Consider the following 16,261-nt stretch of genomic DNA (forward strand, 5'->3'; position numbering starts at 1 on the left):
GGGAATTGGGCTGTGTGCCGTTTCAGTGTTGATGGGCCGCAGTGGCGACCGTCGACCAGTGTACGCGACGGGGCACCCGGTTATCGAACCCGGCGGGGTGTGAGCTGGGTGACTACACGGCGCTGAACAACCGGCTCAGCTCGGTGAGCCAGGGGACGGCGACGGCGATGGTCGGCACCACGAGGATGGCCACCGACGCGGCGTAGGCGGCGAGAGCCACGGGGGTACCCGCCTCCGTGGAGGCCAGGCGCTGTACCCGCAGCAGGGTGCTGGGACCACCCGCGGCCATGGCGCCCTTCGGGGCGATCGACCCCGAACAGGCGACGAGCGCGCGGGCCAGTGCGGTCGGCCCGGTGGCGCGGACGGCGGAATCGTCGGCCAGCATCTCGACCAGCAACTGCACCGACCCGAGCGCTGACTTGCTGCGCACGACGGTGGGGAAGGCGGCGTTGACGGCGGTGAACGCCTCGAGGACGAGGTCGTGCCGGGCCCGCAGATGGGACCGCTCGTGGGTGAGGATCGCGGTGATCTCCGCGTCGTCGAGGTTGGTGAATGTGCCCTGGCTCAGCACCACCCGTTGACGCAGACCGGGCAGGCAGTAGGCGATGGGCTCGGTGACGTCGAGGACCCGCAGGTCCGGGGTGCGGGCGAGCGGCGACGACGAGTCGCAGCGGTCGAGGAGGTCGACCAGCATGCGGTGCCGGGCGCGTCGGCGCCGGGTGCGGACCCCGACCTGCACGATCGCGAAGATCAGTTTGGCGCCGACGAGGAGGGTGAGCGCGAAGACCACCACGTACAGCAGCCACAGGGGCAGGCCCAGGGCGTCGATCTCGGCGACCGGCGCCGTGGTGGGGCGCCCGTCCGGTCCGGGGACCAGGAGCTGGCTGGCGATCGCGAGGCCCGAACTGAATGCGGACAGAACTGCGGCGAGGGCGATTGCCTGCCACAGCACGAGTGCTGCTCGGGGGGCGCGATGCGGCCATCGGGCACGACTCAACAGCGCAGGGACAGGCCCTGCGAGAAGAAGTGCGAGTACTCCGAATACCAGCGCGGTGGTGGCGTCCATGTCCTACTCATCATGCATGACGAACGTCAGCCGGCGCGAACGGTTCCCGACTGATTGTCTCCGGTGGACCGCTCTTTGGCCTCGAGCGCGGCGAGGGCCTCGCGGAGCGCGTCGGCCTCGTCGGCGCCGACCTGGCCGACGAAGTGCACGAGTGCGGCGGCGCGGCTCCCGGACTTGTCGGCCTGCTGCAGTGCGTCCACCATGAGGCTCGCGACGAGCTCCTCGCGCTGGTGCACCGGCAGGTACCGGTGGGCGCGGTCGTCGCGCTGCTGAATGACGAGGTGCTTCTTCGCCAGTCGCTGGAGCACTGTCATGACAGTCGTGTACGCGAGTTCACGGCGTGCCGCCAGTGCCTCGTGTACCTGCCGTACCGTCTGCGGTTCCGAAGTGGACCACAGGTGATCCATCACTGCGCGTTCGAGTTCGCCGAGTCCAGCCATAAACCGATTCTACGGATACGACGACGCAGATACGTACTACTGGTAGTAGTAAAACTGCGCCACGGCGTGTGGTATTGGCCATACTCCGAAGGGGTGGATTACGGTCGGGTTGGCAGCGGCCGACCCGCCGGGCAAGCGTTCGTTCTCGACATCGCGGAGAGTGGGGACCTGGCGGATGAAGACCGACGACAGCGCGGCGACCGGGCACGGTGCGGCGTCCAGGGTCAAGGGTCAGACCGGGCGGGCAGCGGAACGGGTCCGGGGCGGGGTGCGGGGCGCACCGATCAGCATGGCGCTGCTGGTCGTGATCTGGATCCTCGCGATCGCCACGTCCAGTGTGATCAGCGGCCCCTCCCACGACCTGTCCCAGCACGTCGCGATCGGGATCCGGGCGTTCCAGAACGGGTGGGTGTGGACCCTGTTCACGGCCGGGCTGTGGGGCGACGACATCCTGGCGTACCTGTCGACGACCGTCCTCGTCCTCGTGGCGGCCGCACCGCTGGAACGCCGCATGGGGTCGGCTCGGTTCGCGCTGGCCGCGGTCGCCACCCAGGTGCTCGGCGGGCTGCTCGCACTGTCGGTGGCCGCCGTCGCGAAGGTCGTCGACGCGAACTGGGGTTTTCGGCTGCACGTGGGCATGGCCGTCGGACCGAGCACGTGGATCGTCGGTGCCGCGATGGTGGCCAGTTCGAACATGGGCACCCTGTGGCGTCGGCGGATCCGCGTCGGCGTCCTCGTGTTCACCATCACCCTGGCACTGTTCAGTGGGTCGCTGCAGGACGTGGTCCGGCTCGCCGCGGCCGTGGTCGGGCTGGTGATCGGCCGCTGGATCGTCGGCCGCTCCGCCCGCGGCGAACGGATCGCGGGCACCCAGCGTGAGGGCCGGGTGCTGGTCGCGATCATCGTGGCGGCCAGTGCGATCGGCCCGATGATCGCGGCGCTGTCCGCGGAGGCGGTCGGACCGCTCGCCGTGCTCCGCGACCTGTTCCGCGGCATCCCCTACACGGCCGGCGAGGTGCGCGACCTGTGCGAGGTGTCGGCGTCGGACCCCGAATGCCGGCGCGGGCTGCTCGAACTGCGCCTGTCCGGGGTCGGGCCGACCCTGCTGAGTCTGATGCCGTCCCTGTTCCTCCTCACCCTCAGCGACGGCCTCCGACGGGGCCGTCGCTTCGCGTGGGTCGCGTCCGTGATCGCGCAGGTGATCCTGCTGGTGCTGTCGCTGCTGAACTTCGCGGTCCGGTTCGTCGACTCCCTCGACGAGGACTCCTTGTTCTACGGTCTCGCCGACCCGAACCTGTACCGGACGCTGGTGCCGTTCCTGACACCGCTGGCGATCCTGATCGTGCTGCTCGCCACCCGGAGGTTCTTCGACGTCTCCGCCCCGGCCGGCACCTATCGGCGGCTGGCCGTCGTCCTGGTGTCCGTCCTGGGCGGGCTCGCCGTCCTCTACGTCCTGGGCGGGCTGTGGGCGCGGAACGGTTTCGACCCCCGGCCCGGCACGACGACCCTGCTCGCCGACTTCCCGGAGCGGCTCATCCCGCCCGTGTACCTGCAATGGCTCGACCCCCGGCTGCTGCCGGTGAGCATTCCCGCGACCCTGCTGTACGAGTGGACCGGGGTGGTGTTCTGGGTGGCGGCGTGCGCGCTCGTCGCCGGGACGTTCCTCAGTCCCGCCATCGGATCGGACTCGGAGTCCGCCGAACGGGCCCGCGCCCTGCTGAAGTCGGGGAGCGGAAGCCCACTGTCCTGGATGACGACGTGGCGCGGCAACAACTACTGGTTCTCCGCCGACGGCACCGGCTATGTCGCGTACCGGGTCCTCGCCGGTGTCGCGCTCACCACCGGCGACCCGGTCGGCCCGCCGGACCGGTTGCGGGACAACGTCGAACACTTCGCCGAGTTCGCCGCCGCTAACGGGTGGATCCCGTGCTTCTATTCGGTGACCGGGGAGGTCCGCGCCGTCACGGACGCCCTCGGCTGGAGCGGCATCCAGGTCGCCGAGGAGACGGTGCTGGATCTGGGGCAGATCGCGTTCACCGGCAAGCGGTTCCAGGACGTCCGGACCGCCCTGAACAAGGCGAAGAAATCGGGGATCACGGCGGAATGGGTCAGCTTCCCCAGCGCCCCGCGATCGATCACCGACCAGATCACCGCGATCTCCGAGGAATGGGTGGCCGACAAGGGGATGCCCGAGATGGGATTCACACTCGGCGGACTCGACGAGGTCGACGACCCCGAGGTGCGCTGCCTGATCGCTGTCGACGAGGACCGCACCGTCCACGGCGTCACGTCCTGGTTGCCGGTGTACCAGGACGGGCGGGTGGTCGGCTGGACCCTCGACTTCATGCGGCGGCGCTCGGAAGGATTCCGGCCGGCGATGGAGTTTCTCATCGCGTCGGCGGCGCTGAAACTGGAGGAGGAGGGGGCGCAGTTCCTGAGCCTGTCCGGCGCCCCGCTCGCCAAGGTCGAGCAACCGGACGGCGACGCCGACGAGCGGGAACGGTCGGAGTCGTCGAGCCTGTCGGCGGTGATGGACAGTGTCCTGGATCTGCTCGGCCGGACCCTGGAACCGGTGTACGGGTTCCGTTCGCTGCTCGCGTTCAAGTCGAAGTTCCAGCCCCGGTACGTGGCCATGCACATGACGTTCGCCGACCCGGCCGCCCTGCCGAGCATCGGCAACGCCGTCGGCAGGGCGTACCTGCCGACGGTGTCGCTGGGTCAGAGTTACCGGTTGGTGCGGACGATGATCGGCGGCAGGCGCTGACGGCCGCTACTTTGTGTCCGGTCCGCCGACCGCGCCGTACACGTGGCGGGTGCCGATCGGCACCACCAGCGGGCGATCGGACACCGGGTCGGCGATGACCGCAGCCTCGAGGCCGAACACCTCGAGTAGGAGTTCGGTGGAGATGATGTCCTTCGGTGCGCCGGCCGCGACGATGGTGCCGTCCCGCATGACGATCAGCTGATCGCTGTAGCGGATCGCGAGGTTCAGGTCGTGGAGCACCATTACCACGGTGCGGCCCAACTCCTCGTGCATCCGGTCCACCAGGTCGAGAACCTCGATCGAGTGCGCCAGGTCCAGGTAGGTGGTGGGTTCGTCGAGCAGGAGGATGTCGGTTCCCTGCGCCAGGGCCATCGAGATCCAGGCCCGCTGACGCTGACCGCCCGAGAGTTGGTCGACGGGGCGGTCCGCGAGATCGGACACCCCGGTCAGCGCGAGCGCCTCGGCGACCTCACCCTCGTCGTCGGACGACCATTGCCGCAGCCACGACTGGTGCGGGTGCCTGCCGCGGGCCACCAGGTCGGCCACCGTGAGCCCCTCGGGGGCCAGCGGCGCCTGGGGAAGCATGCCCAGTGTGCGGGCGACGTCCTTGGTGCGCATCGAGCCGATGGCCTTGCCGTCGAGCAGCACCGAACCGTTGCGCGGTTTCAGCAGCCGCCCCAGCGCGCGCAGCAGCGTGGACTTGCCGCAGCCGTTCGGCCCGATCACGGTGGTGATCACCCCGGTCCTCACCTCGAGGTCGAGGTTGTCGACGATGACCCGGTCGCCGTACCCGAGGCTCAGGTTTTCGGCGATCAGTCGAGAGTCAGTCTGCACGGTCATGCCGAGACCTTCCGATTGTTGCGAACCAGCAGATACAGCAGGAATGGGCCACCGAGTGCGGAGGTGACGATACCCACCGGCAGCTCGACGGGCAGGATCGTGCGGGCGACGACGTCGCTGCCCACCACGAGCACGGCGCCGGTCAGGGCGGACGCGATGAGCGGTGGGCCTGCGGACCGCACCAGCCGTAGCGCCACCTGCGGTGCGGCGAGCGCGACGAAACCGACCGGACCCGCTGCCGCGGTCGCGATGCCGGCGAGGGCGACGGACATGAGCAGGAGCCGGGCCTGCGACCACTGCAGGCGCACACCCAGCGACACCGCGTTGTCGTCGCCGAGGCGGAGGGCGCCCATCGTGAACGACGAGATCACCGCGTAGCCGCCGACGAGGACGACGGCGATGGTGACGGGCCACACCTGACTCCAGGCGGCGCCGTTGAGGGACCCGTTGAGCCACACCTGGGCCCGCGAGGCATCGTTGATGTCCGCGGAGATCAGCAGCCAGCCGGTGACCGCGATCAGCATGGCGTTGATGCCGATGCCGATCAGGATCAGCCGGTAACCCTCCACCCCGCCGCGCCACGCGAGGAGGTAGATGACCAGCGCGGTGAGCAGTCCGCCGAACAGGGCGGCCAGCGGGATGCCCAGGGTGGCGAGGAGGCCGACGAAGCTGCCGCCGCCGCCGAGGACGATCAGCGCGACCGCGGCGGCGCTGGCGCCGGACGTGATGCCGAGGATGTCCGGGCTGGCCAGGGCGTTGCGGGCGATCGACTGGGTGATGGCGCCGGCCAGGCCGAGGGCCATGCCTATGAACACCCCGGTCAGCGACCGCGGCAGGCGGAGGTCCATGACGATGAAGTTCTGGGCCTTCGTGCCGCCACCGAACAGCACCCGCGTGACCTCGGGGATCGACAGCGGGTAGTCGCCGCGACCGATGTTGAGGCACAGCACCAGGAACAGCGCCACCAGCAGGGCCACGTTCACGGCGATGCCGAGGGGGCGCAGGACCAGGGAGATCGGTCCGAGCCGGAACGCGGGGCGGGCCGGGACGCGGGACGCCGGGGCGGCCCCGAGGTCGGGGCGCACTTCGTCACGAGTGCTCACAGGCTTGCCAACTTTCTGCGCCGAACCAACGCGATGAAGAACGGTGCACCGAACACGGCCAGCACGATTCCCACCTGCAGCTCGCCCGGCCGGACGACGACGCGTCCGATGACGTCGGCGGTCACGAGCATGACGCCGCCGAGGAGCCCGGCGTAGGGGACCAGCCACCGGTAGTCGGGTCCGGTGATCGCCCGCGCGACGTGCGGGACCACGAGACCGATGAACGCGATCGGACCGCACGCCGCGGTGGCCGCACCGGTGAGGAGGGTGATGGCGACGATGCCGAGTGCGCGGCTGGCCGCGATGTTCGTGCCCAGCGATCGTGCCACGTCCTCGCCGAGGCTGAGGACGTTCAGGCCCGGTGTGCTGACGAGGGCGAGGATCAGACCGATGGCGAGGAACGGCAGCACCTGCCACAGCACGTCGAAGCCGCGGCCGGCCACCGACCCGACCACCCAGAAGCGGTAGGAGTCGAGGCTGGACTGGTCGACGATGATGATCGCGTTGGTCATCGCCTGCAGGAAGAACGCGACGGCGGCGCCGGCCAGGGCCAGGCTCAGCGGGCTCGCCGCCCCGCTTCCGATCGACGACAGCCCGAACACGACCACGCTGGCGGCGAACGACCCGGCGAACGCGAACCACAGGTATTCGCTGGGCGCGCTGAACCCGAACAGGTACATCGACAGCACCACGAGGAACGCGGCGCCCGCGTTGAGACCGAGGAGGCCGGCGTCGGCGAGCGGGTTGCGGGTGTGCCCCTGGATGAGGGCGCCCGCGACGCCGAGCGCCATCCCGACGACGAGTCCGAGCGCGGTACGCGGGCCGCGGAGTGTGCGCACGATGATGTCGGTCTGCGAACCGTCCGCATCGAACAGGGCGTGGAAGATCTCCGCGAACGACAGCGGCCGCGCCCCGACGGCGACGCTGGCGAGCAGCACCAACCCGAGCAGGACCACGAGGACGCCCAGCCCGACGAGCCGACGACGCCGGATCGCCGCGATCGACACGTCCTTCTCGCGGACGGTGAAGCCCTCGTCGGACGCGGTGCTCTCCCGCACGACCTCGGTTCCGGAGCGCCGGAACACCCGCTGCAGCGACCGTTTCGGGCCGACCGCGTCGTGGGTGTGGGTGTCGCGGGTGACCAGGCCGACCCAGCCCTTGCCCGAACTCCGGCCGGTGTTGCCTTCGCGGAAACCGCGGTTCCACACGGCCAGTCCGAGGGCGATCGCGACAGCGGCGCCGCCGAAGACGACCCGGTCCGCCTGCCCGCCGCCGTTGTCGTCGCGGAGGGAGTCGACGATGTACCAGCCGAGGACGAGGGGGATGGCCACTATCCCGATGTCGAGCAGTCCCGCGAGTGCCCGGAGGTACAGCGGGGCGGGACCGCGCGGGACGTCGCGCTTCCCGTAGGGCTCGTCGGTCGGCAGGTGCGGGATGTCGCTGCCGAACTGTCTCGTCGTCGTCACTGGCGGGGGAGGCTCCTGACGTGTGTGCCTGTGCACCGGATCTGCACCGAATTCAACTACTTAGGTTACGGAACCCTATCTCTGATGCCACATCCGGCGGGACGCCCCGGGCGTTGCGGTCGGCGGGGGTGCCTCACATCACATGATGTCAACTCTTGATATTTGGTTAGGCTCACCTATGTTTGGTGGTGTTCCATCCCGACCGATTGGAGTGCACGGTGACTTCGACCCTGTCCGCCCCCGCGACCGCACTGGACGTGTCCTGCACACGACTTCGCGCGCTGAACGCCGAATATCCGCGTATGTACGCGGTCGCGACGATGGCAGACGAGGGTAAACGCCGGTGGTGGTCGCTGGCGGACGACCTCGACGGCGACCGGGTGCCCCGGATGTGGGCCCGTTCGCTCGAGGATGTTCCCGACCCGGACGTCGCCGCGATGCAGGTGGCCACCGCGCTCATCCACGCCGTGATCGGGCGTGTCACGGCGCTCGTCGTCCTGGAGGGCCGCGCGTGGGACCCGGGGCTCGAGAACCTGTGGATCCACATGGACAGCGACGAGGGGGTCGACTGGGCGGGTGTCGCCGACGACACCATGCGCGTGCTGCCGGACGACCCCTACGCCGGCGCACCCCGGACGGTCACCGTGCCGTGCGAGCGGGCGCTGCTGCTCTGGACGGTGCACCGCAGTCTCACGTCACTGCATGCGGTGTTCGACGCCGTCGCCCGGCTGACGCCGATCGACGCGTCCCGCTTCTGGGGGCTCGTGGGGGAGGCCGTGCTCGGGGCCGCGACATACGTGCCGATCCTCGCCGGTGGCGGCGAGGCCGCCGCGCAGCGTCGTGGTCAGGGGATCCTGGACGCCTTCGTGGCGGCCGGGGTGCCGGTCCGCTCGAAGAGCCGGATCACGCGCCCGCACTGCGGCCGGCTCGGGCAGGCGAGGAAGCGCTTGCTTAATTAGGGAAGCCTTGCCTATACTCGTTCCAGTCGTCGAGCAGAAATGCCGGCGCCGAGAACCGAACTACCGGACCGCGCCGGAGTCCTGAGGGCTGCAGTGACTCCCAGGTCCATCCCACGGCGGGCCTCACGCTGACACAGTGTGAGGCCCGCCGATCCGTTTGCCCCACCTGCTTTTCCCGCCCCCCGCCCCGTCGTGTAGGCAGGACATCGGGTGCGCCGCGAGAGCGCACAGCGATCCGATGGAGAGTGTGATGGTGGATTCCGGGGAACAGCAGGCATCGAACGGCGACGGGCGGATCGACACCGCCGCGTTGGCCGATCAACTGGGCAAGGGCTTCGACGCCCTCATCGGACTCGAATACACCGAACTCTCACCCGACCGTGTGCGAGCGCAATGGACGGTCACCCCGGACCTGCAGCAGCCGGCCGGAATCCAGCACGGCGGCGTCTACTGCTCCGTCATCGAATCGGTGGCCAGCGCAGCGGGCACGGTGTGGCTCGGCGGACGCGGACACGTCGTCGGTGTCAACAACAACACCGACTTCCTCCGCGCGACCCGGGAGGGCACGCTGACCGCCGAAGCCAGCCCCGTCCACCGCGGACGCACCCAGCAGCTGTGGGAGGTCCGGATCACCGACGAACAGGACCGACTCGTCTCCAAAGGGCAGGTCCGGCTCGCCAACATCACCGACACCGGCCGCCTCGGCAACTGACGACCACCCGCGGTCGGCGGAGGGGACGGACCCGACAGGTCCGTCCCCTCCGCTCTGTTCACGTCACGGGCGCGTCTGCGTCACCCCGCGGCTTTGCGCTGCGCGCCGCCGGACGACTTCTCGGCGGCCTCTTTCTCCCGCTCGTGCCGCTCCAGCTGCTCCATCGCGTTGCGGGCGAACACCCACTGCTCCGTGGACGCCATCTGCGCGCGCCCGCGGCCGAGGAACGTCACCGTCCACGACAGCAGAGTCGACAGCCGGCTGCGGAACCCGACCAGGTACATCAGGTGGATCGCCAGCCAGGCCACCCAGCCGATGAACCCGCTGATCTCGAGCTTCCCGACCTTCGCCACCGCACTGAACCGCGAGATGGTGGCCATGCTGCCCTTGTCGAAGTACTTGAACGGCGGCCGGTCCTCCGGCTTGTGACCACTCAGTCCCGCCTGGATCTGCTTGGCCGCGTACTTGCCGCCCTGCATCGCGACCTGCGCCAGACCCGGCAACTTGTCGAGCGCCATCATGTCGCCGATCACAAACACCTCGGGGTGGCCGGGCACCGACAGGTCCGGCTTCACCAGGACGCGACCGGCCCGGTCGATCTCGGCGTCCGACTGCTCCGCGATCTGCTTGCCCAGCGGGCTCGCCTGCACACCGGCCGACCACACCTTGCACTGCGACTCGATCCGGCGCTGCGTGCCGTCCTTGTCCTTGACGACGAGGCCGTCCACATCGACGTCGACGACCATCGCCCCCAGCTGGATCTCGATGCCGAGCTTCTCCAGCTGCTGGCGGGCCTTGCGGCTCAGCTTGCCGCCGTAGACGGGCAGCACGTCGTCCGCGCCGTCCAGCAGGATCACGCGCGCCTCACGGGGATCGATGTTGCGGAACGCCCCCGACAGGGTGCGCCGCGACAGTTCCGCGATCTGGCCGGCGAGCTCGACACCGGTCGGACCGGCGCCGACGACGACGAACGTCAGCAGCCGGGCGCGTTCGGCGGGATCGCTCGACAATTCGGCCTGCTCGAAGGCGCCCAGGATGCGGCCGCGCAGTTCGAGGGCGTCGTCGATCGTCTTCATGCCCGGCGCGAACTCGGAGAAATGATCGTTGCCGAAGTAGGACTGGCCTGCGCCCGCCGCGACGATCAGGCTGTCGTACGGGGTGACGGTGGTCCGGTCCAGGAACCGGGACGTGATCGTCTTCGCCTCGAGATCGATCTTGTCGACATCGCCGAGCAGGACCTTGGTGTTCTTCTGCTTGCGCAGAACCAGCCGGGTGGCGGGAGCGATGTCGCCGACGGAGAGAATGCCGGTCGCCACCTGGTACAGCAACGGCTGGAACAGATGGTGGGTGGTGCGCGCGATCATGGTGATGTCGACATCGGCATTCTTCAGCGCCTGTGTGCCGAACAACCCACCGAAGCCGGATCCAATGACCACGACGCGATGGCGGCGTGACTCTACCGACTTGATACTCATTCCGTGCTCCTCGATAAATAGGCGACTCCTGTCACGGTAGTCGCCTTGTTCCCGAGCGTCTCAGTAAGCGTTGCTTCCCCCGGCCCGCACAGCGGAATCGATCCAGAAACCGGCGGCCGAGTGCCGACGCGAAGGCGGGCAGCCCTCCGTGAGGAACCGCCCGCCTTCCGGTGCGTACGCGGCTATTCCGCCCGGCCGATCCGCTTCCGCCCCGTGGGAGTCCCCGGCGATTCCGGCGGAATGAAATCCGATTTGATCGAGAACACGAACAGTGCCGACACCCCGACCACGACGACAAGAATGGTGAGGACTACGACCACGTAGCCGAAACCGACACCAATTGCTGTCAAGTCCATCAGACCTACCTCCTCAGTCGCTGCTCACGCTACTGCGGAGGGTAGCCGCTGTCACCGCGTCGGCGGGGAAGAACGATTCGATGGCCAGCTCCGCGACCGTCACGTCGAGGGGAGTGCCGAACATCGTGGTCGTGCTGAGGAACGCCAGCACCGTCTCGTGGTGCCGGATCCGCAACGGCACGACGAGCGACCCCGGCAGTTCGGCGCTGCCGACTGTGCCACCGGGGTAGCCCTCCAACTCCCGCAGCAGGTCACGCAGTCCGTCGTCGCCGGTGACCGCGATCTGATGCCGCAGCCGGTGCAGGAGATGCCCCCGCCACTGCGCCAGGTCCAGGATGCGCGGTGCCATGCCGTCCGGGTGCAGGCTCAATCGCAGGACGTTCACGGGCGGCTCGAGCAATTCCGCGGCGCACCCCTCGGTCAGCACCGCGACCGCGTCGTTGGCGTCCACCATGTTCCAGTGCCGGTCGACGACCACCGCCGGGTACGGAGAATGCGCGGTGAGGATCTTCCCGATGGCATCGGCGATCGACGCCATCGGCACATCCGACAGTCGATGCTCCGGGAAGGCGGGCGCGAAACCGCCCGCGAGGAGCAGCGAATTGCGCTCACCGGATTAAACAGAGGAAGCCTGGCCCTTCAGGGCCGGGAGGAAGCTGATTCTGTCTGCGCGAGCGCCGTAGCGGGGTCGCTTTCTTTCGTGGGTTCTGGTCGTTTTTGGTTAGTGATGTACTCGGCGATGATGGCGAGTGGGCGTCCACCTGCGGAGGCGGCGAAGTGGGACGGTGACCAGAAGTGATTGCGCCACAGGTATTTCCGGATGTGGTCGGGGAACTCTTGGCGCAGGTATCGAGCGGAGACGCCCTCGAGGCTATTGACCAGGGTGGAGAGTTGCACGGTGGGTGGGAAGTGGATCAATAGGTGGACGTGGTCGGTTTCTCCGTTGAACTCGGTCAACGTTGCGCCGAACTTGTCACACACCTCTGCCATGATCTGCCGGTGACATAGACCAATGGGCCTCAGCAGGGAAAGGCGCAGGGTGTGAAGCGGATCGTTGTCGTGAAGCTGGCTCCCACCCCGGGGCAGTATGTGGCGCTGAAATCGACGCTGGAGTTGTGCAACGCGGGGGCGAACATGGTTTCGCAGTTCGCGCACACCGCCACTGATCGACGCCCGTTCGCGCTGCAAAAGCAGGTCTATGCCCAGCTCAAAGCGCGCGGGTTGTCGGCGCAACCGGCGATCCGGGTCCTCAAGAAAGTCGCGGATGCGTACGCGACCCGGAAGGCGAACCTGCTTAACGGGAATTACGGCACGCCAGGATCGAAACGGTATGCGAAGGTGGCAGGTAAGGCGATCGTGTTCCGCGAGGACGCGGGCCAACCGTTCGACGATCGGTGTTTGTCGTGGCAGATCGATCGATCGACGGTGTCGATCTGGACGACCGAGGGCCGGATGCGCAACGTCGGATTCGTGTGCGCGCCGTGGCAGCTGAAAATGCTCGCCGACCGCAAAGGCGAGTCGGATCTGATTTTCCGCGACGGATCTTTCTACCTGCACGCCAACGTCGACACCGACGCACCGGATCAGCTGGTCCCCGCGGACGACCCCAACGGGTGGCTGGGCGTGGACTTGGGGATCGTGAACCTGGCGGTGACCACCGCAGATGACCCGGCCGAACTCGACGTCCGGTGGTCCGGTGGTGCGGTCACCGCCCGCCGGAAAAAGAACGAAACCATGCGGTCCGCGCTGCAGAAGGTGGGGACCAAGTCCGCGAAACGGAAACTGAAGAAGCGGCGTAGGAAGGAGACTCGGTACGCCACCGACATCAATCACCAACTCTCGAAAACGATTGTTGCCCAAGCACAACGCACCGGTCAAGGAATCGCGGTAGAAGACCTGTCGGGGATCCGGGACCGGGTACGGCTCGCACGCAGACAACGGCAACAACTGCACTCCTGGGCATACGCGCAACTGCGTGACCAGATCACCTACAAGGCGCAAGCCGCAGGACTGCCGGTACAGGTGGTCAACCCGCGCAACACCAGTAAAACATGCCACCAGTGCGGGCACTGCGACACCGCGAACAGGCACAGTCAAGCACTCTTCCGGTGCCGCGGCTGCGGATGGACCGGCCACGCCGACCATAACGCCGCCGCCAACATTGCCGCACTCGGACACACCAACTACCGGGCCGCCCAATCAACCGTGCCTAAAGCAGCCACCCCTCTAACAGCCAGTTAGAACGTGAGCAGCAAACCCGCGTCCTTCGGGACCGGGTAGTTGATGCAGGGGAATGTCGAGATGCTCGCTGAGCCGCAGCAGCATCGCCCGGGTGGGATTCGACCGCCCGGTCTCCAGGAAGCTGACGTGGCGGCCGAGATGTCCGCCCGGTTCGCCAGTTCCAGCTGACTGAGCCGGCGGCGTTCCCGCCGCGTCCGCAGATGGGTGCCGACATGCGACGTTCGCCGATCGTCGAGGGTGGTCATGCGGCCAGTCTAGGGCGGCCGGATCGTCGTGATCATTACCTCGGACGTCATGGTCAGCGGTCAGGTGAGGTGATCGAACTCCCCGGTCACCCACGCGCAGTGACGGGTGGCCGAGTATTCGAGCGCCTCCCGGCCGGCGTTGTCGATCACGTTGTCGAAGTTGCCGATGATGCGGTCGAATTCGAGGTGCGACAACTGGTCCGCGATGCGCCGCACCACCGCCGCGGACAGCGGCAGTCGGTTGGGGTACGACCGGAGGAACGACACCGTGCGGCGGTCCGGGTTGGGGAACACGCCGTCCCCGGTGAGGAGGACCCCGCGGCCGTCGGCGCCGTCCCGCCAGTGCGCGACGGCGCTGCCCGGGAAGTGCCCACCGATCTGGTGCAGGGTCAGACCCGGCGTCACTTCGTGGGTGCCGGACCAGAACACGATCGGGCCGTCGGACCGTGCCAGCCATCCGCGGTCCGCGTCGGCCACCAGGATGGGCACGTCGCCGAGCGCCTTGGACCACTGCGTCTGGACGCCGAACATGTGCGGGTGGCTGCCCGCGACGGCGAGGACCGGGCCGTGCGCGGCGACGGCGGCGACGGCGGCGTCGTCGACGAACCCGATCGGATCCCACAGCAGCGACCCGGCGGGGGTGCGGATCACGAGGGACTGCTGGCCGATCGCGGTCTTCGGGTCCACGTACAGGCCGTGCAGCCCCGGCTCGACCTCGTGCTCGACCGCGCGGTACCCCGCACCGGCCAGCTTCTCCACGGTGGTCCACTCCTGACCGCCCAGCGGAATGTACTGGCGTTCGTCCGCGCAGATCGCGCACTCGTCGGGGAGCGGGGTGTTCGGGTCCTGTTCGACGCCGCACGTGGCGCAGAGATGAAATAACACCCCTCGATCATGCATCCTCACGGCACCCCGAGGAGCCGCAATCCGGCAGACGTGGCGGCCGCGGACAAGACGACGGCGACGAAAGGTGCCTTCCGCCAGGCGAGTAGGCCCGCGACGACGATGCCGGTGGGACGCGCCACCCCGGCGAGGTCGTGACCTTCGGTGAGCGCCGTCGTGCCGACCAGTGCGGTGAGCAGAACCACGGCGGCCGTCGCCATGGTCCGCTCCACCCAGGGCCGGGTGGCGATCCGCGGCCGCAGCGCCGGGCCCGTGAATCGGAAGGCGAAGGTGCCTGCCGCGAGAACCCCGACCGACCCGATCAGCACGAGGTGCCCGGTCACCGCAGCACCTTCCGCCGCACACCCGCGAGCAACCCGACCAGCGCCGCCAGCACCGGAAGCCCGGCGGGCAGGAAGGGAGTAGTGGCCAGGGCGATCACACCGCCGGCCAGTACCGGCACCCGCACGTCCCGATCGCGCAACGCCGGCAGCACCAGCGCCAGCAGCACCGCCGGGAACATGGTGTCCAGTCCCAGCACGGCGGGGTCGCCGATCGCCGTGCCCGCCACCGCGCCGAGCACGGCCCCGAGCGGCCAGCACACCGCGATCCCCACACCGCACGCCCAGTACGCGGCGCGCCTGCGGCCGGGGTCCGTCTCACCGAGGGCGAACACCACCGACTCGTCGTTCATCAGATGAGCGCCGAGGACGCGGCGCAGCCCGCGCCCCAGCACGTCCCCGACCGCCAGACCGAACGGCACATGCCGCGCGTTCACCAGCAGCCCGGCGATGGTCGCCGCGACCGGGCTGCCGCCTGCCGCGACGATGCCGATGAACAGGAACTCCGCAGAACCGGCGAGGACCAGCACCGACAGCGCGACGGGCAACCAGGCGTCCAGGCCCGAACCCACCGCGATGGCGCCGTACGACATGCCGACCAGTCCATCGGCCAGGCACACCAGCGCGATGTTCCGGAGGACCCGCACATCGAGTGTTCGCTTCATCGAACGCATGACTTCTATACTGAACACATGGTGCGGTGTTCGTCAAGACGAACGCAGCGCCCAAAATAATGAACACGAAGTCGGAAGTCGGGAAGGGGAACCATGGCAGGGCAGTCCCCGCTGGGCTACATCGGGCCCTCGCTGCGTCGCGAACGGGAACGGTCGGGCATGTCCCTGACCGAGGTCGCCCGCCGCGCCGGGGTCGCGAAATCCACTCTGTCCCAACTCGAATCGGGGGGCGGCAACCCGAGCGTCGAAACCCTGTGGGCCCTCTGCGTCGCCCTGGACGTGCAGATGTCTCAACTCCTGGACCCGCCGCGGCCCCGCGTCCAGGTCATCCGGGCCGACGAGGGGCCGGAACTGACGTCCGACCGGTCCGACTACCGTGCGACTCTCGTCGCGTCCAGCCCGCCGTCGGCGCGCCGGGATCTGTACCGCCTCGCCGTCGAACCCGGCCCGGCCCGGGAATCCGAACCGCACATGCCCGGTGTGGTCGAACACGTCATCCTCAGCGCCGGGCGCGCACTGGTCGGCGTGGCGGGCGATCCGGTCGAACTCGGACCCGGTGACTACATCGCCTACCCCGGCGATGTCGCACATGTGTTCGAAGCGCTGGAGGCGGGCACCCGCGCCGTCCTGGTGTCCGAGCACAACTGAGGTCATTCGGCGAAATTTCTCCGTGCAGGGTGTCGATTCGGAAGGGTGA

The 16,261-nt window shown here is 68.6% G+C and carries 15 protein-coding genes and 3 pseudogenes; 5 read left to right on the forward strand and 13 right to left on the reverse strand.

Annotated elements, in window-relative coordinates; all coding sequences use genetic code 11:
* Positions 1 to 112: 112 nt before the first annotated feature.
* Together RHA1_RS35375 and RHA1_RS35380 are read right to left on the reverse strand one after the other, a co-directional pair.
* Positions 113 to 1,066 (reverse strand): M56 family metallopeptidase, encoded by a 954-nt coding sequence (locus RHA1_RS35375; RefSeq protein WP_009480512.1) that lies wholly within the window; start codon positions 1,064 to 1,066, stop codon positions 113 to 115.
* 26 nt (positions 1,067 to 1,092) lie between these two features.
* Positions 1,093 to 1,506, reverse strand: coding sequence for a BlaI/MecI/CopY family transcriptional regulator (locus RHA1_RS35380; RefSeq protein ID WP_005246077.1), 414 nt, complete (start codon positions 1,504 to 1,506; stop codon positions 1,093 to 1,095).
* 175 nt (positions 1,507 to 1,681) lie between these two features.
* On the opposite strand from RHA1_RS35380, the gene RHA1_RS35385 reads away from it, so the two are divergent.
* Positions 1,682 to 4,270 carry a phosphatidylglycerol lysyltransferase domain-containing protein gene (locus tag RHA1_RS35385; protein WP_011598920.1) on the forward strand — a complete coding sequence of 863 codons (2,589 nt, stop codon included), beginning with the start codon at positions 1,682 to 1,684 and terminating at the stop codon, positions 4,268 to 4,270.
* 6 nt (positions 4,271 to 4,276) lie between these two features.
* Here RHA1_RS35385 and RHA1_RS35390 read toward each other — a convergent pair whose 3' ends face one another.
* Genes RHA1_RS35390 through RHA1_RS35400 form a run of 3 tightly spaced genes read right to left on the reverse strand, consistent with a single transcriptional unit; the run spans position 4,277 to position 7,679 of the window.
* Positions 4,277 to 5,110 (reverse strand): ABC transporter ATP-binding protein, encoded by an 834-nt coding sequence (locus tag RHA1_RS35390; RefSeq protein WP_011598921.1) that lies wholly within the window; start codon positions 5,108 to 5,110, stop codon positions 4,277 to 4,279.
* Positions 5,107 to 6,213, reverse strand: a complete 1,107-nt coding sequence (locus RHA1_RS35395; protein ID WP_029537786.1) for a FecCD family ABC transporter permease — start codon at positions 6,211 to 6,213, stop codon at positions 5,107 to 5,109. The genes RHA1_RS35390 and RHA1_RS35395 overlap by 4 nt, the downstream gene beginning before the upstream one ends.
* On the reverse strand, positions 6,210 to 7,679 hold the full coding sequence (locus RHA1_RS35400; protein WP_081437510.1) for a FecCD family ABC transporter permease: 1,470 nt from the start codon (positions 7,677 to 7,679) through the stop codon (positions 6,210 to 6,212). Before RHA1_RS35400 ends, RHA1_RS35395 begins: the two co-directional genes overlap by 4 nt.
* Before the next feature lie 185 nt (positions 7,680 to 7,864).
* Here RHA1_RS35400 and RHA1_RS35405 point away from each other — a divergent pair, with 185 nt between their 5' ends.
* On the forward strand, positions 7,865 to 8,638 hold the full coding sequence (locus tag RHA1_RS35405; RefSeq protein WP_011598924.1) for a hypothetical protein: 774 nt from the start codon (positions 7,865 to 7,867) through the stop codon (positions 8,636 to 8,638).
* Positions 8,639 to 8,888: 250 nt separating this feature from the next.
* Positions 8,889 to 9,350, forward strand: coding sequence for a PaaI family thioesterase (locus tag RHA1_RS35410; protein ID WP_005255099.1), 462 nt, complete (start codon positions 8,889 to 8,891; stop codon positions 9,348 to 9,350).
* 80 nt (positions 9,351 to 9,430) lie between these two features.
* Here the strand turns inward: RHA1_RS35410 and RHA1_RS35415 are convergent, their stop codons facing one another.
* The 4 genes and pseudogenes from RHA1_RS35415 to tnpA all read right to left on the reverse strand — a co-directional run.
* Positions 9,431 to 10,825, reverse strand: a complete 1,395-nt coding sequence (locus RHA1_RS35415; RefSeq protein WP_011598925.1) for an NAD(P)/FAD-dependent oxidoreductase — start codon at positions 10,823 to 10,825, stop codon at positions 9,431 to 9,433.
* 182 nt (positions 10,826 to 11,007) lie between these two features.
* Positions 11,008 to 11,181 (reverse strand): hypothetical protein, encoded by a 174-nt coding sequence (locus tag RHA1_RS35420; protein WP_009480519.1) that lies wholly within the window; start codon positions 11,179 to 11,181, stop codon positions 11,008 to 11,010.
* Positions 11,182 to 11,194: 13 nt separating this feature from the next.
* Positions 11,195 to 11,791 (reverse strand): annotated as a pseudogene (locus RHA1_RS35425) (MmyB family transcriptional regulator); the annotation flags it as partial.
* Between the two features lie 29 nt (positions 11,792 to 11,820).
* Positions 11,821 to 12,177: pseudogene (tnpA, locus tag RHA1_RS35430) on the reverse strand (IS200/IS605 family transposase); the annotation flags it as partial.
* A gap of 45 nt (positions 12,178 to 12,222) precedes the next feature.
* Here tnpA and RHA1_RS35435 point away from each other — a divergent pair.
* Positions 12,223 to 13,422 carry an RNA-guided endonuclease InsQ/TnpB family protein gene (locus RHA1_RS35435; protein WP_011598929.1) on the forward strand — a complete coding sequence of 400 codons (1,200 nt, stop codon included), beginning with the start codon at positions 12,223 to 12,225 and terminating at the stop codon, positions 13,420 to 13,422.
* Between the two features lie 39 nt (positions 13,423 to 13,461).
* Here the strand turns inward: RHA1_RS35435 and RHA1_RS35440 are convergent.
* The 4 genes and pseudogenes from RHA1_RS35440 to RHA1_RS35455 form a co-directional block, all read right to left on the reverse strand.
* Positions 13,462 to 13,667: pseudogene (locus tag RHA1_RS35440) on the reverse strand (helix-turn-helix domain-containing protein); the annotation flags it as partial.
* A gap of 60 nt (positions 13,668 to 13,727) precedes the next feature.
* Positions 13,728 to 14,552 carry an MBL fold metallo-hydrolase gene (locus RHA1_RS35445; protein ID WP_016880360.1) on the reverse strand — a complete coding sequence of 275 codons (825 nt, stop codon included), beginning with the start codon at positions 14,550 to 14,552 and terminating at the stop codon, positions 13,728 to 13,730.
* Between the two features lie 17 nt (positions 14,553 to 14,569).
* A complete protein-coding gene (locus tag RHA1_RS35450) occupies positions 14,570 to 14,893 on the reverse strand; it encodes a branched-chain amino acid transport AzlD family protein (protein WP_011598931.1) in 324 nt (107 codons plus the stop codon).
* Positions 14,890 to 15,564, reverse strand: coding sequence for an AzlC family ABC transporter permease (locus RHA1_RS35455; RefSeq protein WP_011598932.1), 675 nt, complete (start codon positions 15,562 to 15,564; stop codon positions 14,890 to 14,892). Before RHA1_RS35455 ends, RHA1_RS35450 begins: the two co-directional genes overlap by 4 nt.
* A 93-nt stretch (positions 15,565 to 15,657) precedes the next feature.
* Here RHA1_RS35455 and RHA1_RS35460 point away from each other — a divergent pair, with 93 nt between their 5' ends.
* A complete protein-coding gene (locus RHA1_RS35460) occupies positions 15,658 to 16,212 on the forward strand; it encodes a helix-turn-helix domain-containing protein (RefSeq protein ID WP_011598933.1) in 555 nt (184 codons plus the stop codon).
* The last annotated feature ends 49 nt before the right edge of the window (positions 16,213 to 16,261 follow it).

The sequence above is a fragment of the Rhodococcus jostii RHA1 genome (genome assembly GCF_000014565.1).
In the GTDB taxonomy this organism is placed as follows: Bacteria; Actinomycetota; Actinomycetes; order Mycobacteriales; family Mycobacteriaceae; genus Rhodococcus_F; species Rhodococcus_F jostii_A.

What these genes read in the sequence shown, in the direction of transcription:
- RHA1_RS35375 (WP_009480512.1), bottom strand. Translation starts at nt 1,066, where the DNA reads ATGGACGCCACCACCGCGCTGGTATTCGGAGTACTCGCACTTCTTCTC.
- RHA1_RS35380 (WP_005246077.1), bottom strand. Translation starts at nt 1,506, where the DNA reads ATGGCTGGACTCGGCGAACTCGAACGCGCAGTGATGGATCACCTGTGG.
- RHA1_RS35385 (WP_011598920.1), top strand. Translation starts at nt 1,682, where the DNA reads ATGAAGACCGACGACAGCGCGGCGACCGGGCACGGTGCGGCGTCCAGG.
- RHA1_RS35390 (WP_011598921.1), bottom strand. Translation starts at nt 5,110, where the DNA reads ATGACCGTGCAGACTGACTCTCGACTGATCGCCGAAAACCTGAGCCTC.
- RHA1_RS35410 (WP_005255099.1), top strand. Translation starts at nt 8,889, where the DNA reads ATGGTGGATTCCGGGGAACAGCAGGCATCGAACGGCGACGGGCGGATC.
- RHA1_RS35415 (WP_011598925.1), bottom strand. Translation starts at nt 10,825, where the DNA reads ATGAGTATCAAGTCGGTAGAGTCACGCCGCCATCGCGTCGTGGTCATT.
- RHA1_RS35420 (WP_009480519.1), bottom strand. Translation starts at nt 11,181, where the DNA reads ATGGACTTGACAGCAATTGGTGTCGGTTTCGGCTACGTGGTCGTAGTC.
- RHA1_RS35455 (WP_011598932.1), bottom strand. Translation starts at nt 15,564, where the DNA reads ATGCGTTCGATGAAGCGAACACTCGATGTGCGGGTCCTCCGGAACATC.
- RHA1_RS35460 (WP_011598933.1), top strand. Translation starts at nt 15,658, where the DNA reads ATGGCAGGGCAGTCCCCGCTGGGCTACATCGGGCCCTCGCTGCGTCGC.